Source organism: Williamwhitmania sp., assembly GCA_035529935.1.
GTDB lineage: Bacteria > Bacteroidota > Bacteroidia > Bacteroidales > Williamwhitmaniaceae > Williamwhitmania.
Map to the genome: position 1 here is coordinate 1 of DATKVT010000002.1, position 18,291 is coordinate 18,291.

The following is an 18,291-nucleotide window of genomic DNA, read 5'->3' on the forward strand; positions in this document are numbered from 1 at the left end:
GTATACCAGAGAAATATCTTCATATATCCTTAAATCCTCATCAAAATAATTAAGTTGAATTAGTGCATCTCGATTGATGAAAAAAGTAGGTGAGTTTAAAAATAATGGAATCCTTACATAGAATCTTAACTGCTCCTTATGATCCAATGCAAAGTAATGTTTTCTTAGGTTTAAATACTCATCATAAACATTCTCAATTAGTCTGCTATCTTGATCGATGTAGATAATTCTTGAAGAAACAATACGAACTAAACTATTTGATTTTACAAATTCGATATTATCTTTAATACAATTACTACACAAAACATCATCTCCGGCTATAAATTTCAACCAAGTTCCTCTAGCCATCTTTGCACCACGATTACAATTAGCAGGTATCCCTGTATTTTTAAGAACAGAGAGCAACTCTACTCTTACAAATCGAAGCCGATTCTTACTTATCCATTCTTGGCAAATTTCAACTGTATTATCGGTGGAGCAATCATCGCTTACTATCAACTCAATTTCCTGATGGGTTTGCGCCTTCGCGCTTTCAAGTGTTTCGACTATATATTTTGAAGAATTATAGGTAATAACTACTATGGATACCAGTGGCTGTTTGTTTGTACTCATTATCTCCATTTATTTACCGGTAAATCGTTTTATTACTGTGGAAAGCGCTGCTTTTAAACCAATTCTTCTATCCAATTCCCTAAAAGAGTAGAGGATAGAAAGTATTATTAATAATATTCCAATGATATAATTTACCGGAGCTACCGTTGTTTTTATAACCACAAAGGCAGCAACTCCTAAAACTAGCTGAATACCAAACACCTTGTAAAATGCTGCATCGAATGCGAATGCATACTTCACCCTAGCCACCACATATACCTGTATCGCATAAATAAAGTAAGTGAGCAAAAAGGAGAATCCAAGACCATTCAGGCCATAATACTTATAGAAGAGGAGATTAAATGCCAACAGGTAGAAATTAGTAATTAGCTCATTCCAAAAAAACAGCTTGCTAGCACCCTTGGCCAAAAATATAAACGCAATTGACCAGCTCACCGCTTTAAACAAAATACCAAGGGCTGCCCAGTGAATCATCCCGTTTACTCCAACAAACTTACTTGAGTAGAGAACAATTACAACCCAGTTTATCAATACTAGGAAAATAATGATTATCGGTGCCAAAATTAGAATGGCCACCTCTGCCTGCTGGTTAATGGCTTGGTTTGTTTTTTTCCTGTCATTCGCCACCCCTGCCAACCGTGGGTAGTAGTCCGTACCCATTGCAGTAAACACCAGCCCCACATAGGTATTAACAATGGCAAAACCAGCATTATACAATCCAACCTGCGCAACACCTCCCGTATGGCTTATGAATATGCGAACTATGTAGGCAACACCCAAGGTAATTAGGCCTGTGACACTAATGGTTAAACCCATCTTAAGCATCCCACGTCCCTGCTCCACCGTTTGAGCACGGCTTACCTTAACGGGTAGAATGGCCACCTTGTGCGAGAAGTACCAAGCCACCAGCATGGCAGTAATCGAACTAATGATAAGGGCTGGAACAATACCCCTTACGCCGTAGATGTAGTATATGGGCACCGAAATAAAAAGACCCATTAGGCTACCCGTCATGTTGGCCTTGGCGAGGTAGCTCAACTTACGCATCCCCTGCAGCACTACCAACCGCCCGGTGGTGAGCTGCTGGAAAAGCAGGGTTATGGCCAGCCAAACAAAGGCAACGGTGTAATCGGAATTCCCAAAGGTGAGCAGGCTTAGCCAGTGCGAAAAGATGAGGGTAACCAAGGCCCCCAACACTCCGGTTATCCATACCCAACGCTGCAGCACGGTAACTATGGTGGCAATGCGGGTTTCGTCGCCGGTGGCGTTGGCGGCCGCCACGTCCTTTACCGCGCTGGTACCCAACCCAAAGTTTGTTAAGCCGTTTATTAACCCGGTAGTGGAGGTTAGCAACCCTGCAATACCCATACCTGCAGGACCCAACAGCACCGCAATAAACTTGGAGCGTATTATGCTAACTATAATGGTAAATACCTGCACCCCACCAAAGATGGAGGTGGCTTTCATTATTTGGCGGTAGGAGGTTTGCTGTTCGGACATTCGTTGTTTCTGATTCCTGATTCCTGATTCCTGATTTCTGATTCCTGATTTCTGATTTCTGATTTCTGATTTCTGATTCCTGGTTGTTCAATGAATAACTAGAAATTAGAAACAAGAAATAAGGAACTCTACATCTATTTTTTCTTTTTCAAACCTTGGTATTCCGATTTTGAGAGGTAACTTATGAATCCGGCAATCCGAGGTATTAAGTGCAGAGAGTCTCCAATTAGTTCGTCATACTTCTCCTTAGTAATATGTCCGGCATCAAAAATTCGATGCAACTGTGACCTAGTCTCGCCCAGTGAACCCTTTGAGATGTATAGAAATTGAATGAACTCCTTATTGCCATCACGTTCAAACCCCTCTGCAATATTGTCCATTATCGAACCACTCGATCGTAAAACCTGATCTTTCAATGAGTAATCTGTTTTCAGACTTGTATTCTCCGAAATCCACCTGATTTTCGCACACAAATTGCGAGCCTCTTGCCAAATTTCTAAATCCTCAAACTTAGTTATGGTCATGGTGATTTATGATTTCTGGTTCCTTGCTAACCTCCGAACAATGAGAAACTAGAAATTAGAAACAAGAAATAAGGAACAATTTTGAATAACTAGAAACGAGAAATTAGGAACTCTACGAAAACCTATTTATTTGATTTACTACGCATTGAATCTCCTCCTTCGTCATCACCGGACTCATGGGTAGACTTAGCACCTCTCTATGAATTTGCTCAGTAATGGGGAAGGTTAACCCATTCCACTGACTATACGCCAGCTGCTTATGTGGTGGAATAGGGTAATGAATCAGGGTTTGGATTCCACTCGCGCTTAAGTAGCTCTGTAATTTATCGCGTTGAGTATTTCGGATTACAAAGAGATGCCAAATGTGGGTGAGATTATTCCTGATTTCTGATTTCTGATTCCTAATTTGGCTTCGCCGACCTGCCCGGCCAATTGACGGTACTCCCGAACTCGGTTTTGGCTCCTGAAATAATTGAGGAAGAACTATTTCTGGATTGGTTATGTTGTCGCAGTAGTATTGTGCTATTTCGCGTCGACGTTGGTTGTCGGCATCCAGCCGCGGCAGCTTAACGCGGAGCACTGCAGCTTGAATCTCGTCGAGACGGGAATTTAAGCCTTGGTAAATATTTTCATACTTCTTTTTGGAACCGTAGTTGGCCAGGGCCCGAATGGTTTCGGCCAACTCATCGTTGTTGGTGGTAACGGCTCCCCCATCGCCCAGCGCACCCAAATTCTTTCCGGGGTAAAAGCTGTGACCGGCAGCATCACCCAGCGAGCCCGTCCTTAGCAAAGGTGCACCGTGTTTCACTGTGTAGCTAGTACCAGCGGCTTGGGCGTTATCCTCAATTAGCCTAAGGTTATACCTCTCCACCAACCGCTCAATTTCGGGGTGCATGGCGCATTGGCCGTAGAGGTGCACAATCATAATCCCCTTGGTGCGCTCGGTAATCCTTGCCTCAATAAGCGATGGATCGATGTTGTAGCTGTTGATATCCGGTTCTACTAACACAGGCTTTAGCCGGTTGTCGGTAATGGCAAGTATGGAGGCAATGTAGGTGTTGGCCGGAACAATAATCTCGTCCCCCTCGGCCATTACACCCAACTCTATGTAAGCCTTAAGGATTAGCCGTAGCGCATCGAGCCCGTTGGCCACCCCAATGCAGTGCTTAGTCCCAATATATTCTGCATACTCTTTCTCGAAGGCATGCACCTCCTCACCCAGCAAATACCAACCCGAGCTAACCACGCGCTGAACAGCCTTAGTTAATTCAGGTTCAAAACTGTTACTTATTGCTTTTAAATCCAGAAATGCTACCATTTAGATAGAAAGTTTAAAATTCATTAATCTGCCATGGATAGCCCCGATTTTCGGTTAAATAATCCCTCCAAGGATATATCAAATTTCCATCATCGTCACGAATATCCCGAACCGACTTAATATCTCTTCCCGGATTTCCAACAACTAAGCGTTCATCCCCAACATCCTTGGTTACCATTGTCCCTGCCCCCACTATTGCGTTTCTTCCTATGGTAATCCCTGGCAGAATTGTAGTTTGAGCAAATATTTGTGCATACTCTTTAATTCTTGTCACCTGAAAATCACCAATTGGCGGATGCTTAACGTTAGTAAGAACAACAAATGGGAATATCCATACATAATCCTCAATAAAATTATTTTCACTAAGCATCACCTTGCTATGTATTCTCACATAGTTGCCTATTGTTGCCCTTCCTGGTAGTTCAGAAGATGATCCAAAGCTCGTATGATGACCAATTATTGTTTTCTCTCGAATAATAGCATGGTGACCAGTTTGGAAAAAATCCCCAATTACAACATCCTCATATATTGTTGTAAACGATCTTATTATAGCATTTTTGCCAATAATTGTTTTTTTGAACTCATGAGTATTTGGGTTCTTATAAAACATAGCTGTGGGTTCACCAATAATGCAATAAGGTCCGATAAATGCATTATCCCCAATCTCAACATTGTCATAAATGACTGCACCCTCACCGATAGATACATTTTTTCCAATGGTCGCTTTCTTGCTTACTACATAGTGTCTAAATGGTTCCATGAATTATCTCTTTGAATACAGTAAAATCTTTATAGTTGCGTAAATAGTCAGCCTCATCATAATTAGTAGAAGCTAGAACCAAGCAAACCGCTCCCGACGAAAATTCAAAGAGTTCACGCCAAATACCAGGAACAATCAGCAGTCCAAAGTCGGGGCGGTTGAGTGTAACCACCTTTCGGTTTTTTCCATCATCGAGCAATACGTCGAAAGCTCCGCTGGCGGCCACCACCAGTTGGTAGAGGTTCCGGTGTGCATGGCCCCCGCGCGATTCGCCACCGGGAATGTCGTAGAGGTAGTAAACACGTTTTATGTCAAACGGGAGGTTCTGCTCGCCCTCCACAATGGTGATATTGCCAGCACGGTTATGAGTCTTGCTCAAGGGCATTACCACGCAATCGAAAATAGTGCTGCTCATAACCCTTTGAATTTTAGGAACTCATCGTAGCTGCGAATATAATCTTTCTCCGAGTATGCTGTGGAGCTAAGCACCATTGCAACAGAGTTGGTGGAGAAGTTCTCCATGTCGCGCCAAAGCCCGGCCGGAATATATAGCCCAACGTAGGAGCGGTTCAGGGAGTATTTTTGCTTCTGCAGGCCATCGTCCACCACCACATCGAAGCTGCCGGAGAGGGCCACAATGAGCTCCTGCTGCTCCTTAAAGGCATGTCCGCCCCGCACCTCACCTCCCGGAACGTCGTAAATCCAGTAAACCCGCTCTATCTTAAACGGAACGTGGTTCTCCTCCTCAATAAACGAGAGGTTTCCTCTAGGATCGAGGAGCTTGGGGAGGTTGATTAGCTGAACGGTTGTGGTATTCATTCTAATTTCTAATTTCTAATTTGGCTACGCCGAACTCGCAAGCTCGGTTCTAGTTCCCAATTTCTGGTTTAGTTTAGCTTCGCTGAGCTCCCTTCGGTCGGTTGGCTTCGCCGAGCTCGCTTCGCTCGGTTCTGGTTCCTAGTTCCTAGTTTCTAATTTCTAGTTACTCTCACTATTCACTTCTCGCTATTCACTTCTCACTATTCACTTCTCACTATTCACTTCTCACTATTCACCTCTCACTCTTCACCTCTCACTCTTCACCTCTCACTATTTCCCAATGGCCACCCTTCGCGGGGCCGATTCTTTTAAGCACGCCCTTATCCTTAAGTTTTTTTATATTTTCTTGAGTTTTCCTATGAGAAAGACCGATGGTTTTTGATATTTCGAGTGCCGAAATTTTTGGATTTTCAGTAATACTTTCAACAATTTTCTTTTGGGGCATTGTTAGATTTTCTACGACCTTTTCTACGACCTTTTCTACGACCTTTTCGTTTATTTCGTGGAATTTAGAATATACTGTAACCCTGAAGCCATGCTGAAAATTCTCAAATTTTGGCTCAGGCAGGCTGTTTACCAAAAAATTGTGGGTAATCCTCCTTACGCCGGATCCATACTTTTCGATTAACCCCACCTCCTTGAATAAGGTTGCGATCTGCTTATTACGCGTTATTGAAGAGTAATTACCGCTTTTTAGTTTATCCACCGTTAGCGGGTGAAGCAGCCCTCCTGGATTAAAAAATTCTATTTTATCATCGAATATTTTAATGATTGAGTCGCTGCTATGGGAATAGTCACGATGAACAATCATATTTAAAACAATCTCTCTCAAGGATTCCTGTGGATAGTCATACCTCTCTTCGCGTTGAGCTTTGCCCGTAATGATGTATGCCTTTTTGATATGTTTGCCAATAAATGAAAGGATAGATTCAACCTGACCAAGCAAGTCCCCTCGAATAGTCAATCCATCGCTAATGGACGTTTCTGTTTCGAAACGCCCGAGCTCGACCGTCGAAAGCAGGGTGTCGTTTTTACAAAAAAGAAGGTAGCAGGCAATGGTGATCCTGCCCTCCCTGATAAACTCAAACTTCTTTAGCACATCAAGGGGAGTATCATCAATAGGTATAAGTCGATTTTTATTTGCCAGAGATATAAACCGGGCTACCTTTTCCATTGAAATGTCATCAAGCGAATGGTTATAATCAATGGCATAATCCCAACTTGTATTAAAAGTAATCTGGTGAAGCTGCACAACCTCACCAACTGTAAGCAGATGATTTGAATTTTTAACGCGCTTATAATACCTGCCCTTAAATGAAATAGGCTTTATGGGATACTCCTGTACTCTAATGATCAAAATGTGCTTAGTGTCAACGTTCAGTGATTCAATATCAACAAAAACTGATGGATTTGTCTTGTTTTTTATTTCGTTAACGATTTTTTGAATTGTCTCCTCACCAACATGAACCCCAATTAACTTTTTCTTATTGTCGATACCAATGATTACAATTCCACCAACAGTATTTGAGAATGCAACCACGGTTTCAATAACCTCATCGTTGAAGCTGCTTTTCAACTCCAATCTGAGCCCTTCTCCTTGCCTAATTACTTCTTGTATCTCCTTCAGGGTCATTCTAATACTGCTACTGCTAAATCCCATGCCACCTATTGGACAGCTTGGCATTCCCCATAATAAGCTTCAGCACCCGCCAGGAGGTATTCTCCACAAGGTAATCCTCGGCAATATTTTTATAGCCACCACGCTTATGCTCCTCAACCGCAAGGGCAATGGAATCGAGCACCACCTGTGGGTCAAAGCCCGAAAGAATTATGGTTCCCGCATCCTGTGCCTCGGGTCGCTCCATGCTCTGCCGTATGGAAATTGCGGGGAAGTTCAGCATGGCCGACTCCTCGCTAATGGTTCCGCTATCGGAAATGGTGCAAAGGGCGTTCTGCTGCAAATGAACGTAGTCCAGAAAGCCAAAGGGTTTCATAAAGGAGATACGCTTATCCATTGCCATATCGGTAATCTGCTCCATGCGCTTCAGCGTGCGCGGATGGGTAGACACAATTACCGGTAGATTATAGCTCTCGGCCAGTCGATTTAGAACCGTAAGTATCTTGCGCAGGTTTTCCGGGTTATCCACATTCTCCTCGCGATGGGTGGAAACGAGGAAGTAGCTACCAGCGACGAGTGACAGGTGACTTAAAGCAGAAGAGGCATCGATCTTGGGCTTGTAGTAGTCCAACACCTCCTTCATGGGTGAGCCGGTGAGATAAATTCTGCGGTGCGGCAAGCCCTCGGATATCAAGTGTCGGCGGGCATGCTCGGTATATACCAGGTTAAAGTCGGCAATATGGTCAATAATGCGGCGGTTAACCTCCTCTGGAACATTAAAGTCGAAGCTGCGGTTTCCGGCCTCCATGTGAAAAATGGGGATGTGCATCCGCTTTGCAATGTATGCCGAGAGGCAGGAGTTGGTGTCGCCCAGCACCAGCATGGCGTCGGGTTGCTCTTTTATGATAACCGCCTCCGTTTTGCGTAGGATATCACCAACAGCGGCTCCAAGGGAAGAGGTGTCTACACCCAAAAAGTAATCGGGTTTCCGTAGTTCCAGCTCTTTCCAAAATATTTCATTAAGCTCGTAGTCGTAGTTCTGACCGGTATGCACTATTACCTGGGTTAGGTGCTCATCGAGCAACGCCATGGTCCGCGATAGGCGAATTATTTCGGGGCGTGTACCAACAACGGTTAAGACTTTGAGTTTAGATTTCATGGTTCCTAAAGTTATTTTCTCGCAGAGTTTCGAAGAGTTTCTCGCTGAGTTACGCAGAGTTCCTCGCTGAGTTACGAAAAGTTTCTCGCTGAGTTACGCAGAGTTCTTCGCAGAGTTACGCAGAGATTTTGCAGAGTTTTGCACTGAGTTACGCAGACTATAGGTTGTTTACTATTCGAACAATCCCATCCTTAAGTGAAGCAACATTGAAGTTTATTAAAAGACCTAACTTTTTTCCTGACAATTTAAGATATGTCAACAACTGCTTGTGATGTACATCATTTAATGCCTCAACAGACTTAATTTCCACTATAACGCAATCATTTACCAATAAATCGATCCTATAACCAACGTCTAGTTTTATCTCTTCATATACAAGGGGTAAGCCTACTTGTTGCTTGACATCATACCCAAGTTTAGTAAGTTCATAAGCTAAAGTAGCTTCGTAGGAAGACTCTAGCAACCCTGGGCCTAATGTTGAATGAATCTTGAATGCTGCTCCTCTAATGGCATACGAAATATCATTCTCAATCATATTCATCCGCGTAAATCAGCGTTTCTTCCTCTGCGGAACTCTGCGAGAGATAATTTTAAGGGTTTGCTGAGAATTTTAATATCTGCGCAACTCTGCGACTTTAAACTCTGCGTGTATCTGCGAGAGATAAATTCTTAAACTTTTTCAAAATAGGTATCCGGATCCTCCGCATTAAACGGTTCGTTTATCCAAAAAATGGTATAGACCTCTTCAGTCCCAACGTTGGTGATGTTGTGCGTAAACCAGATAGGCATATCCACAAACGAGGGTTTTTCGCCATCCAACTCGAAAGTATAGACCCTGTCGGTTCCAATCCTTCTAATTTTAATTTGAGCCTTTCCCTTAATCACTGCAAACCGTTCGGCCTTGCGGGTGTGGAAATGGTTACCCCTTGTAATCCCCGACTTGGTAGTTGAGAATGATATTTGCCCACCACTATTAAGCTTCACCGTTTCTACAAATGTCCCCCGTTCATCGGTATTCATCTTCAGCGGAAATGGAAAAAATGAACCATGGTCAATGTAGCAAACAAACGTATTGAAAAGGTTAAGCTCAAACCTATCATCCAAATTGGGAAATATTCCCTTCCCAAAATAGTTTTCTTTATACCCTTCCAGCAACGTCAATATTTCAGACACCTTTTTCTGAGCAGTATGCGGTATAGGGCAAACCTCCACACCATCCAGCCCTTTTATCTTCTCACTTTTATTCTTTGTCTTTATACTTTTGTCTTTTATATTCCCCCAAATAACCTCCACCAGCTCTCCCACATATATCAGCTTTAGATCGCCGTCAACCTCAATTTTTGGCTGCTCGTTATGCGTCAGCTGATGGCAAAAAGTTGCTATAACCGAGTTGTAGTATGGGTTCCCAAACGGGCCAAACACGTTGGGTATGATCAGTCCGGTAAAGGCTGCACCACTTCTTTGGGCCCACTCCTCCAGAATCTTTCGACCATCCTTCTTCGATTTTCCATAGAGGTTGTCGCGCTCCTCCTGGGTGCTGGAAGCAAAGAGGATATGCGGAGTTGCCGACGTTGCCTCACAGGCACCAATAAGACGTTTTACCAGCCCAATATTGGTATCGTATATTACCTGTGGGTCGCCGTGGCGGTTCATGGCTGCCAAGTGAACCACCGCATCGCACTCGCTTACAAATGTTCCGAGTTTGGTAAAGTCCTGAAAATACTCATCCTTAAAGGGTATAAGAACAACCTCCTTCTGCAACGCAAGGAAGTTGAAGAGGTGGGTTCCAATAAACCCCGTCTGGCCGGTAATTCCTATTTTAAGCATCTAATTGGAATATTTATTTTATAGAGTTGAAGAAATTCTCGCAGATTTTCACTGAGTTAAGCGCAGAAACTCGCTGAATGTCTTCTTCTGCGGAACTCTGCGTGTGCATCTGCGCGCCTCTGCGAGACCTCTTATTATTTATTCTACACATTAATTTTCAATCTAACTTCATCTAACTTAAGCAGAAACTCGCTAAATGTCTTCTTCTGCGGAACTCTGCGGGTGCATCTGCGCGCCTCTGCGAGACCTCTTAAAATTTATTCTACTTAATTAACTTCCAATCTAACTTCATCTAGCTTGAGAAGCAATTTTTTTATACCGTCTACATCAAGAATCGTCGTGTTGTGCGAGGTGTAGTCCTCCATTTTCGATACAGCAGATTCACCCTCGGTGAAATATCGCTCGTAGTTTAGGTCGCGCGAATCGGCGGAAATGCGGAAATAGTTGCCCACATCTTCGGCTCTTACCATCTCCTCACGGTTTACGAGTGTTTCATATACCTTTTCTCCATGCCGTGTGCCAATAATCTTGATTTCGCTTTTGGCTTTGTAAAGTTCAATCATGGCCTTCGCAAGCGTCTCAATGGTGCAGGCAGGTGCCTTTTGCACAAATATATCACCGGGCCGTCCGTGCTCAAAAGCGTACAAAACCAAATCAACGGCGTCATCCAACGTCATCATGAATCGGGTCATGGTGGGGTCAGTAATGGTTATTGAGTTGCCAGCCTTAATTTGATCGATAAACAGCGGAATTACCGAACCTCTAGAGGCCATAACATTTCCATAGCGAGTGGAGCAGATTACTGTTCCGCCCTCCTTGGTTGCGCGTGCCTTAGATATTGTAACCTTTTCGGCCATTGCCTTGGATATGCCCATTGCATTGATAGGGTAAACGGCCTTATCGGTGCTCAGGTTGATTAACCGTTTCACGCCATGCTCAACGGCGCTATCGATAACGTTTTCCGTTCCTATTACATTGGTACGTACCGCCTCCATTGGAAAAAACTCACACGATGGAACCTGCTTTAGGGCAGCAGCATGAAAAACATAGTCAACTCCCTGCATGGCATAGTCGAGGCTACGCTTATCGCGCACATCGCCAATATAATACTTCACCTTACTGCTATTGTATTGATGCCGCATATCGTCCTGCTTCTTCTCATCACGGCTAAATATGCGTATTTCCTTTATATCGCTAGCAATAAATCGCTTCAGAACGGCATTTCCAAATGAACCTGTTCCTCCGGTAATTAGTAAGGTATTTCCCTTGAACATCTTCTTAATGATTAGTAAATACGATTTGCTTGGTTCTGGACTGCCTTCGCTGAGCTCCCTTCGGTCGGTTGGCTACGCCGACCTGTCTAGCCACTTGACGGAACTCGAAAGCTCGGCTCACTTGTCACCTCTATAAATCGGGATCTACGCTGCGCTCCGACTCGTCACTTGTCACTATTCACCTGTCACCCCTTGGTACAGCTTCGCCCCGTCAGTTACAACTAGCGTTGCACTTCTTGCCTGAGGGAAACAGGACTTAGGCCAGTTTGGTTGTGTAAAAGTGGGAATTTTTGGCGAGGTGGCAAAGAGGCATTACACCAATGGGGCAATGGGAAAATTTGAAAATTTGAAAATGAGACAATTTGAAGATTGAAGAATGTGCAATTTCAGAATCCGCCAGTGGGCGGACAAGTTTTGAGAATGAGTCGATTTGAGAATGTGGGGTTAGAAAAAAGTCGGAAGACCGGAGTTGGAAGTTGGAAGTTGGAAGTCCGCAGATGCTCTGTTTCAAATCTTAATCCCTCTGTGAAACTCTGTGGAAACACGGTGTAACACTGTGCCACAAAAAAGTCGGAAGACCGAAGACCGAAGACCGGAGTCGGAGGTAGCGGTTGTAAACCTACAGCCTACTTTTCCTAACATTCTACCGCCTATTCCAACCCCCAAAATTCTTCACTGAAAATTTCTCAGGAAATGGCTAACTTGCAACCACGCAATAAACGAATATCCAAATGCCATGACCTCCGTAATACGATATATCACAACGATCTGCATGGCAGGACTACTCCTGCAAGCCTGCAACCACCAACCTGCAGAAAAACCATTTGCGCTGCAGTCGGGTGATCTGCTTTTTCAGGATATGGACTGCGGCGACATGTGCACTGCCATAGAAACGGTTACGCAAGGCTGGCATGGAGCCAAGCTATCGCACGTGGGTATTGCGGTGGTCGACAGCAATGGACACGTGGAGGTTCTTGAGGCAATCTCGAAAGGGGTTTCACTAACGCCGTTGAGCAGCTTCCTAAAGCGCAGTGCCGACACCAGCGGCCACCCAAAGGTAATTGTGGGCCGGCTCAACATTCCCAACTCCGAACAGTTGGCCAAGGATGCTGTAAAAAGAGCCATGACCTATCTTGGAATGCCCTACGATACCGTCTTCAACATCAACAACAAGGCATACTACTGCAGCGAGCTGGTTTACTTTTCCTACAAGGATTCGCTGGGCAATCCCCTATTCAACCTCAAACCCATGACCTTCAACGAACCGGTAACTGGCACTGTTTTCCCGGTTTGGAAGAGCTACTTTGAGGCCATGCACGTTCCTGTTCCGGAGGGAAAGCCGGGCATCAACCCTGGTGGTATTTCGCGATCGGACAAGATTGATATTATCCACGTATATGGCAACCCAGAAGGCATGGAAATTAATACTACCAACTAAGTAGGCGTGCCGATGGAACCGTTTCTCAGCCTTGTTGCCCACGATTTGCACTCCCGCTACGGAGAGGAGTTGAACAAGATAAACCTCGTATTCCCTACACGCAGAGCGGGACTGTTTTTTGCACGCTACTTGTCCAGGTTAATCGAAAAGCCACAATGGCATCCAAAGGTCTACTCCATTTCCGACCTAATGTATATGGCCACCGACTACAAGGCCGCCGATCAGCTCTCACTGGTATTGGACCTGCATAAAATCTACTGCAAGGTTAAAGATTCGGAGGAGACGTTCGACAACTTCTACTTCTGGGGTGAGGTGATGCTCACCGATTTCGACCTAGTGGATAAATACCGTGTTGACCACTCACTGCTCTTCCGAAACATTCAGGCCATAAAGGAGCTAGAGGGAAAATTCGAAGCCATCACTCCGGAGCAGCGGGAGGCTCTTGCCGCCTTTATAAACCTGTTCGACAAGCAGGACCTTACCCCCATTCGCAGCAACTTCCTCACCATTTGGGAGGTGTTGGGTTCCATTTACCAGGATTTTAAAAGCCTGTTAGAAGAAAAGAACCTGGCCTACGAGGGCATGGCATACCGTGCCGCTGCCGATAAATTTAGCGGTGGAGGCAGTGTTGATTTCCCTGATGGACTCTTTGCCTTTATTGGATTTAATGCGCTCAACAGCTGCGAAAAGGAGCTGTTTCGATACTTCAAGCGAGAGGATAGAGCTCTATTTTACTGGGATTACGACACCTACTACACGCAGGACGAAGTTCAGGAGGCTGGGGCATTTATCCGCGTAAATCTCAAGGAGTTTCCCAACGCCATTGCGGCAACCAACTTTTCGAACTTTAAGGAGAAGCGCAAGATAACCGTAATAAATACCCCAACGGGCGTTGCACAGGCTAAGCTGGTGCCCATGCTGCTCAATGAAGTTACGGCTCGCGGAGGAAAGCTCGACGAAAGCTGCGCCATCATCTTTCCTGAGGAGCACTACCTGCTACCGGTGTTGCGTTCCCTACCCGACGACATCGAAAGGCTCAACATCACCATGGGTTACCCCATTAAGGAGACACCAGCCTATACGCTCGTGGACTACCTAATGAAGCTTCAGCTCGGAGCTAGAACCACAGAAACGTCAACTCGGTATTACCATCGCGACGTTCTTGCACTGCTCAGCCATCCCTACATCAGCATTGCAGCGGGAGTTGTGGCAAAGGAGCTTATGAACAACATTGCCGACCAAAACAGAATATACCCCAACGCCACCTTCCTGCACAAGAACGAGCTTTTCGAGCTCATTTTCTCACCCATTGCCGATGGTATTGGCGTTTTCGACTACCTGCGAAAGGTTACCGTGATGCTCACCAAGCAAATTGCCACCATTGCCCAAAACGACGAGGCAAAGGAGAGCATGCGCATGGACATTGAATACCTCTATGCACTATACCAAAGCATTACGAGGCTCAGCGATATCCTCTCCACCGAAAACACGGTGATAAGCCTAAAGGTGGCCGGACATTTGGTGCGAAAGGTATTTGGCCAACAGCGGGTATCGTTTAAGGGTGAGCCGCTGGCAGGCCTGCAGCTAATGGGCTTTCTCGAAACCCGCGCGCTCGACTTTAAAAACGTGATTATTCTCTCCATGAACGATGACGTGCTTCCCGGAAAGCAGCACAGCGCCTCGTTTATAACCCCCTCACTTCGCATAGCCTTTCAGCTACCCGACTACAAGCACAAGGAGGCCATTTACGCATACTACTTCTACCGGCTTATTCAGCGTGCCAATAACGTTTACCTCATCTATAAGAACCGCACCGATGGCTCCCAAACCGGTGAGGAGAGCCGCTACATACGGCAGCTACGACTGGAGGGGCGAATGGAGATGAGCGAAAAAACTTTGGAGATGGATATTAACCTACCAGAGCCCGTCACCATCACCGTTGATAAAGGGAAGGAGGTAATGGCTATCCTCAACACCTATCTTGCCGAAGAAACCACCAAATACCTTTCTCCAAGCGCACTGACTACTTACATTTCCTGCCCGCTGCGCTTTTACTACCGCTACATACTCGGGCTAAAGGAGTTGGAGGAGGCAACGGAGGAGGTTGACCTGCCCCTATTTGGCTCCATTTTCCACCAGGTAATGAACCTGCTGCTGCAGGAGCACCAAGGCAAGGTGCTCACAGCTGAAATGCTTACGGCTATGGCCGAGAATAAGCAATTAATATCGGAGACTGTAACCCGGGCCTTTCGCATCGAATTCTTTAAGGATGAAGCTCACGGAGACGAAGAGCTGCAGCTGATGGGACGCAACCTAATTGTGAAGGATGCCATTGAGCAGCTTACGGTAAAAATGCTCCTCGTTGATGCCCAACGCGCCCCATTAACCATTATGGAATTGGAAAAGAAGTATGACGCTAAAATTAGCTTTGGCACCACAGGCCAACATCAGGTTACGGTTGGAGGCGTTGTAGATAGGCTCGAACAGGTTAATGAAACTCTGATGGTGGTGGACTACAAAACGGGAAGCGCCAAAAAGAGCAGCAAGAACAAGGGCACATTTTCAAGCATTGACGACCTCTTTAACCGCGATAAAATTGCAGATGTAAAAGAGGTGTTTCAAACCTTTATATACTGCGAAATAGTAAAGCGGAATCACCCAAATGCAACCCTTCGTCCTGCCCTTTGGTTTGTGCGAAGAACCGAGCCAACCTACCGCCCTGGCGTTACATACAAAACCGACAAATCCGAAATTGGGGTTGATACCTACGCCGACTTTGCCACCGATTTTCAGCATGGGCTAGACAGTCTGCTCTCGGAGCTGTTCAATCCAGAGGTGCCATTTACCCAAACTACCGTTGAGGATGCCTGTAAAGTTTGTCCTTACAAGGATATTTGTGCGAAGTAGAGTGAGGGGGTGAGAAGTCGGAAGTCGGGAGTCGGGAGTTGTGCAGTTGCTATCTACAACCTTAATTCCCCTGTGTAACTCTGTGAAAACACCGTGAAACTCTGTGAGACGAGGAACTAGAACCTAGCGGAGCGAACTCGCCGAAGGCAACCGACCAAAGGGAGTTCGCCGAAGGCAAATCAACTACTACCTCCCGGCACCCCAGCGGGGTGCAATCTTTATAGAAGTGGTATGGTATAGCAAGCAGCGGTGCACGCTCCAATATTGTTCAATGCGCTATCGATTTCCTGCACCGCAATCACCGAAAGGTGGCTAAAGAGAACGAAGTCCAAAGACAAAAAGTTAAAGGTTAAAAGAGTTTGCTAAGCCAGAACCGACCGAAGGGAGCTCGCCGAAGGCAACCGACCGAAGGGAGCTCAGCGAAGGCAACCGACCGAAGGGAGCTCAGCGAAGCTAAATTAGAAACTAGAACCGAGCTTGCGAGTTCGGCGTAGCCAAATTAGGAATTAGAACCGATCCGTCAAAAGCCGGAGACCTCCGTCAGTGGGAGGAGAGCTCAGCGTAGCAAAATCAACTACCACCTCCCGGCACCCCAGCGGGGTGCAATCTTTATAGAAGTGGTATGGTATAGCAAGCAGCGGTGCACGCTCCAATATTGTTCAATGCGCTATCGATTTCCTGCACCGCAATCACCGAAAGGTGGCTAAATAGAACAAAGTCCGAAGTTGTGCGGAGGAAAACCTTTTGGCTACATCCTATTTACCTAACATCCTAATTTGCTGTTAGAGTGGCAGGTCACTTGTTACCTGTTGACTCAGTTTACAAAAATTTCTCTGTGAAACACTGTGGAAACATCGTGAAACTCTGTGGAACAAAAGAGTCGGAAGACCGAAGACCAAAATTGGAAGTTGGACAGCGCGTTTAAATATGGCAAATTGAAAATTAATTCATTGAACGCCATCCAGCTTATGTCCTAAAAAACCAACTTTATTTCACAACCTGCTGCTTTTTCCATAAATTTGGTGGAGGCTAATCATATAAAACTATGCTCTACAGCTTCCATTCGGTTGAATATCAACTTCATGAAAGTCCTTACTTCCGTAGCGATGGAGTATCATTTCCACACACAGCTAAGGCGGAGTTTAAGGATGAGCGTGGTAAAGTGCTGCTCGAAAAAAGTTTTGGGTATCTAACCTTAGCCGAACTATACGACCTCATCGGGCTGGAGGAACCTATCGACATTGATGAATGCCTCATCAACAACTTTTCGCTTACGGCTTGCCGCCACTACCTGCTTCAAGATAAAAATGCAAGAATAGCGCTCAAAAACTTTTCGGCCAGGGGCACACTCTTTATCTCAGCCCTTAAGGTCGACTTCTCCAATGCCGACTTTACTGGAACACAGGCCAACTTCGACGGGGCAGCTTTTGTGTGCAGCGAGCTGACGTTTCACACCAGCCGGTTCATGGAAGCAGGCGCTAAATTTCAAAATGCAGTATTTAAAACCGAGCACTTCGACTTTACCCGCGCCAGCGTTGCTGAAGGCGATATCACCTTTAAAAATGCAGTTTTTGGCATAGGGAAAAAGGATTTTCAGGATGCCAAGTTTAACAACAACGAGGTTTGCTTTATCAACACCGACTTTGGCGACGGCGACACCTCCTTTATCAATGCCACCTTTGCCAACGCCGACACCACCTTCAAGGTAGCAAGGTTTGGCACCGGCAAGATAGATTTTCACTTTGCCAAGTTTAAGGAAGGCGATATCTCCTTTGAGCGCACAGAGTTTGGCAATGGCCGATCCGATTTTCGAACTGTGGAGTTTGGGAGCGGCAAAGTTAACTTCAACCGATGCACCTTTGGCGATGGAGACGTTTCGTTTGAGGGAGCCAGCTCCAATGGAGGAAAGTTGCTCTTCCGAAGGTCAGCATTTGGCACTGGAGAGGTTGGCTTCGAAATTTTTGAGGGCAAGGAGGCCGAAATTATTTTCGAGAAGGTTGACTTTGAAAAGGGTAGCCTTTCATTTTCTGGGGCAATGGTTAGGAATCTCACCCTCTCCTCCTGCCTCTTCAGCGACCGTGTAAACCTACAGGTGGCCTACGCTGAAGCCATTGATATTTCGGACAGCATAGTGCGTGACATTATTGACTTCCGCCCACACGAGCAGATGCAGTACATTGGTACCCTCGACCTTTCAGGCCTCAAGCTACTGGGACGCATATACATCGACTGGCAGCAAAACAGCGCCAAGCAGCTTGTACATGGACAGGCGAATTCTAGTGATGCCGAAAAAGCAGGGCAGTTTCTCATTCTCAAGGAAAATTTCAACGCATTGGGCCAGTATGAGGACGAGGACCGCGCCTACGTGGAGTACCGCCGTTGCGAACAACGCGCCAAGTTTCAGCGCCAACAAAAAGGCAAGCTAATCGACAGAATAACCGCCTACCCACGCTACTGGTCGAAGCTGATTCTTTACGACCTAATGGGGCTATACGCCACCCGACCATCGCGCGTTTTCCTAAGCATGATGAGCGT

At 45.6% G+C, this 18,291-nt stretch carries 16 protein-coding genes; 4 read left to right on the forward strand and 12 right to left on the reverse strand.

Translation table 11 applies throughout. From position 1 onward, the window contains the following. From VMW01_00080 to VMW01_00135, 12 genes are all read right to left on the reverse strand, one after another. Positions 1 to 612: glycosyltransferase (locus VMW01_00080; protein HUW04631.1), on the reverse strand; the 612-nt coding region annotated here is incomplete at its 3' end. A 9-nt stretch (positions 613 to 621) separates the two neighbouring features. Continuing rightward, positions 622 to 2,112 (reverse strand): O-antigen translocase, encoded by a 1,491-nt coding sequence (locus VMW01_00085; protein HUW04632.1) that lies wholly within the window; start codon positions 2,110 to 2,112, stop codon positions 622 to 624. A 134-nt stretch (positions 2,113 to 2,246) separates the two neighbouring features. Next, positions 2,247 to 2,636 carry a four helix bundle protein gene (locus VMW01_00090; protein ID HUW04633.1) on the reverse strand — a complete coding sequence of 130 codons (390 nt, stop codon included), beginning with the start codon at positions 2,634 to 2,636 and terminating at the stop codon, positions 2,247 to 2,249. A gap of 112 nt (positions 2,637 to 2,748) precedes the next feature. Beyond that, on the reverse strand, positions 2,749 to 3,954 hold the full coding sequence (locus VMW01_00095; protein HUW04634.1) for a DegT/DnrJ/EryC1/StrS family aminotransferase: 1,206 nt from the start codon (positions 3,952 to 3,954) through the stop codon (positions 2,749 to 2,751). A gap of 13 nt (positions 3,955 to 3,967) precedes the next feature. Continuing rightward, entirely contained in the window at positions 3,968 to 4,714 is a 747-nt protein-coding gene (locus VMW01_00100; protein ID HUW04635.1) for a DapH/DapD/GlmU-related protein, read from the reverse strand. Continuing rightward, entirely contained in the window at positions 4,701 to 5,129 is a 429-nt protein-coding gene (locus tag VMW01_00105) for an FdtA/QdtA family cupin domain-containing protein (GenBank protein HUW04636.1), read from the reverse strand. Before VMW01_00105 ends, VMW01_00100 begins: the two co-directional genes overlap by 14 nt. Next, a complete protein-coding gene (locus VMW01_00110) occupies positions 5,126 to 5,533 on the reverse strand; it encodes an FdtA/QdtA family cupin domain-containing protein (GenBank protein ID HUW04637.1) in 408 nt (135 codons plus the stop codon). Before VMW01_00110 ends, VMW01_00105 begins: the two co-directional genes overlap by 4 nt. A gap of 253 nt (positions 5,534 to 5,786) precedes the next feature. Next, on the reverse strand, positions 5,787 to 7,217 hold the full coding sequence (locus tag VMW01_00115) for an RNA-binding domain-containing protein (protein ID HUW04638.1): 1,431 nt from the start codon (positions 7,215 to 7,217) through the stop codon (positions 5,787 to 5,789). After that, the gene (wecB, locus tag VMW01_00120; GenBank protein ID HUW04639.1) at positions 7,183 to 8,310 is read right to left on the reverse strand and encodes a UDP-N-acetylglucosamine 2-epimerase (non-hydrolyzing); all 1,128 of its coding nucleotides are present in this window, start codon (positions 8,308 to 8,310) and stop codon (positions 7,183 to 7,185) included. The genes VMW01_00115 and wecB overlap by 35 nt, the downstream gene beginning before the upstream one ends. Positions 8,311 to 8,467: 157 nt before the next feature. Continuing rightward, complete coding sequence (locus tag VMW01_00125) at positions 8,468 to 8,845, reverse strand: GxxExxY protein (protein HUW04640.1); 378 nt, start codon at positions 8,843 to 8,845, stop codon at positions 8,468 to 8,470. Between the two features lie 134 nt (positions 8,846 to 8,979). Further along, positions 8,980 to 10,137, reverse strand: coding sequence for an NAD-dependent epimerase/dehydratase family protein (locus VMW01_00130; protein HUW04641.1), 1,158 nt, complete (start codon positions 10,135 to 10,137; stop codon positions 8,980 to 8,982). A 266-nt stretch (positions 10,138 to 10,403) separates the two neighbouring features. Continuing rightward, complete coding sequence (locus VMW01_00135; GenBank protein HUW04642.1) at positions 10,404 to 11,411, reverse strand: polysaccharide biosynthesis protein; 1,008 nt, start codon at positions 11,409 to 11,411, stop codon at positions 10,404 to 10,406. Between the two features lie 7 nt (positions 11,412 to 11,418). On the opposite strand from VMW01_00135, the gene VMW01_00140 reads away from it, so the two are divergent. From VMW01_00140 to VMW01_00155, 4 genes are all read left to right on the forward strand, one after another. Continuing rightward, positions 11,419 to 11,547, forward strand: coding sequence for a hypothetical protein (locus VMW01_00140; GenBank protein HUW04643.1), 129 nt, complete (start codon positions 11,419 to 11,421; stop codon positions 11,545 to 11,547). 636 nt (positions 11,548 to 12,183) lie between these two features. Then, a complete protein-coding gene (locus tag VMW01_00145; protein ID HUW04644.1) occupies positions 12,184 to 12,849 on the forward strand; it encodes a YiiX/YebB-like N1pC/P60 family cysteine hydrolase in 666 nt (221 codons plus the stop codon). Between the two features lie 12 nt (positions 12,850 to 12,861). Then, on the forward strand, positions 12,862 to 15,756 hold the full coding sequence (locus VMW01_00150; protein ID HUW04645.1) for a PD-(D/E)XK nuclease family protein: 2,895 nt from the start codon (positions 12,862 to 12,864) through the stop codon (positions 15,754 to 15,756). A gap of 1,045 nt (positions 15,757 to 16,801) precedes the next feature. Then, on the forward strand, positions 16,802 to 18,291 hold a 1,490-nt coding region (locus VMW01_00155), incomplete at its 3' end, for a hypothetical protein (GenBank protein HUW04646.1).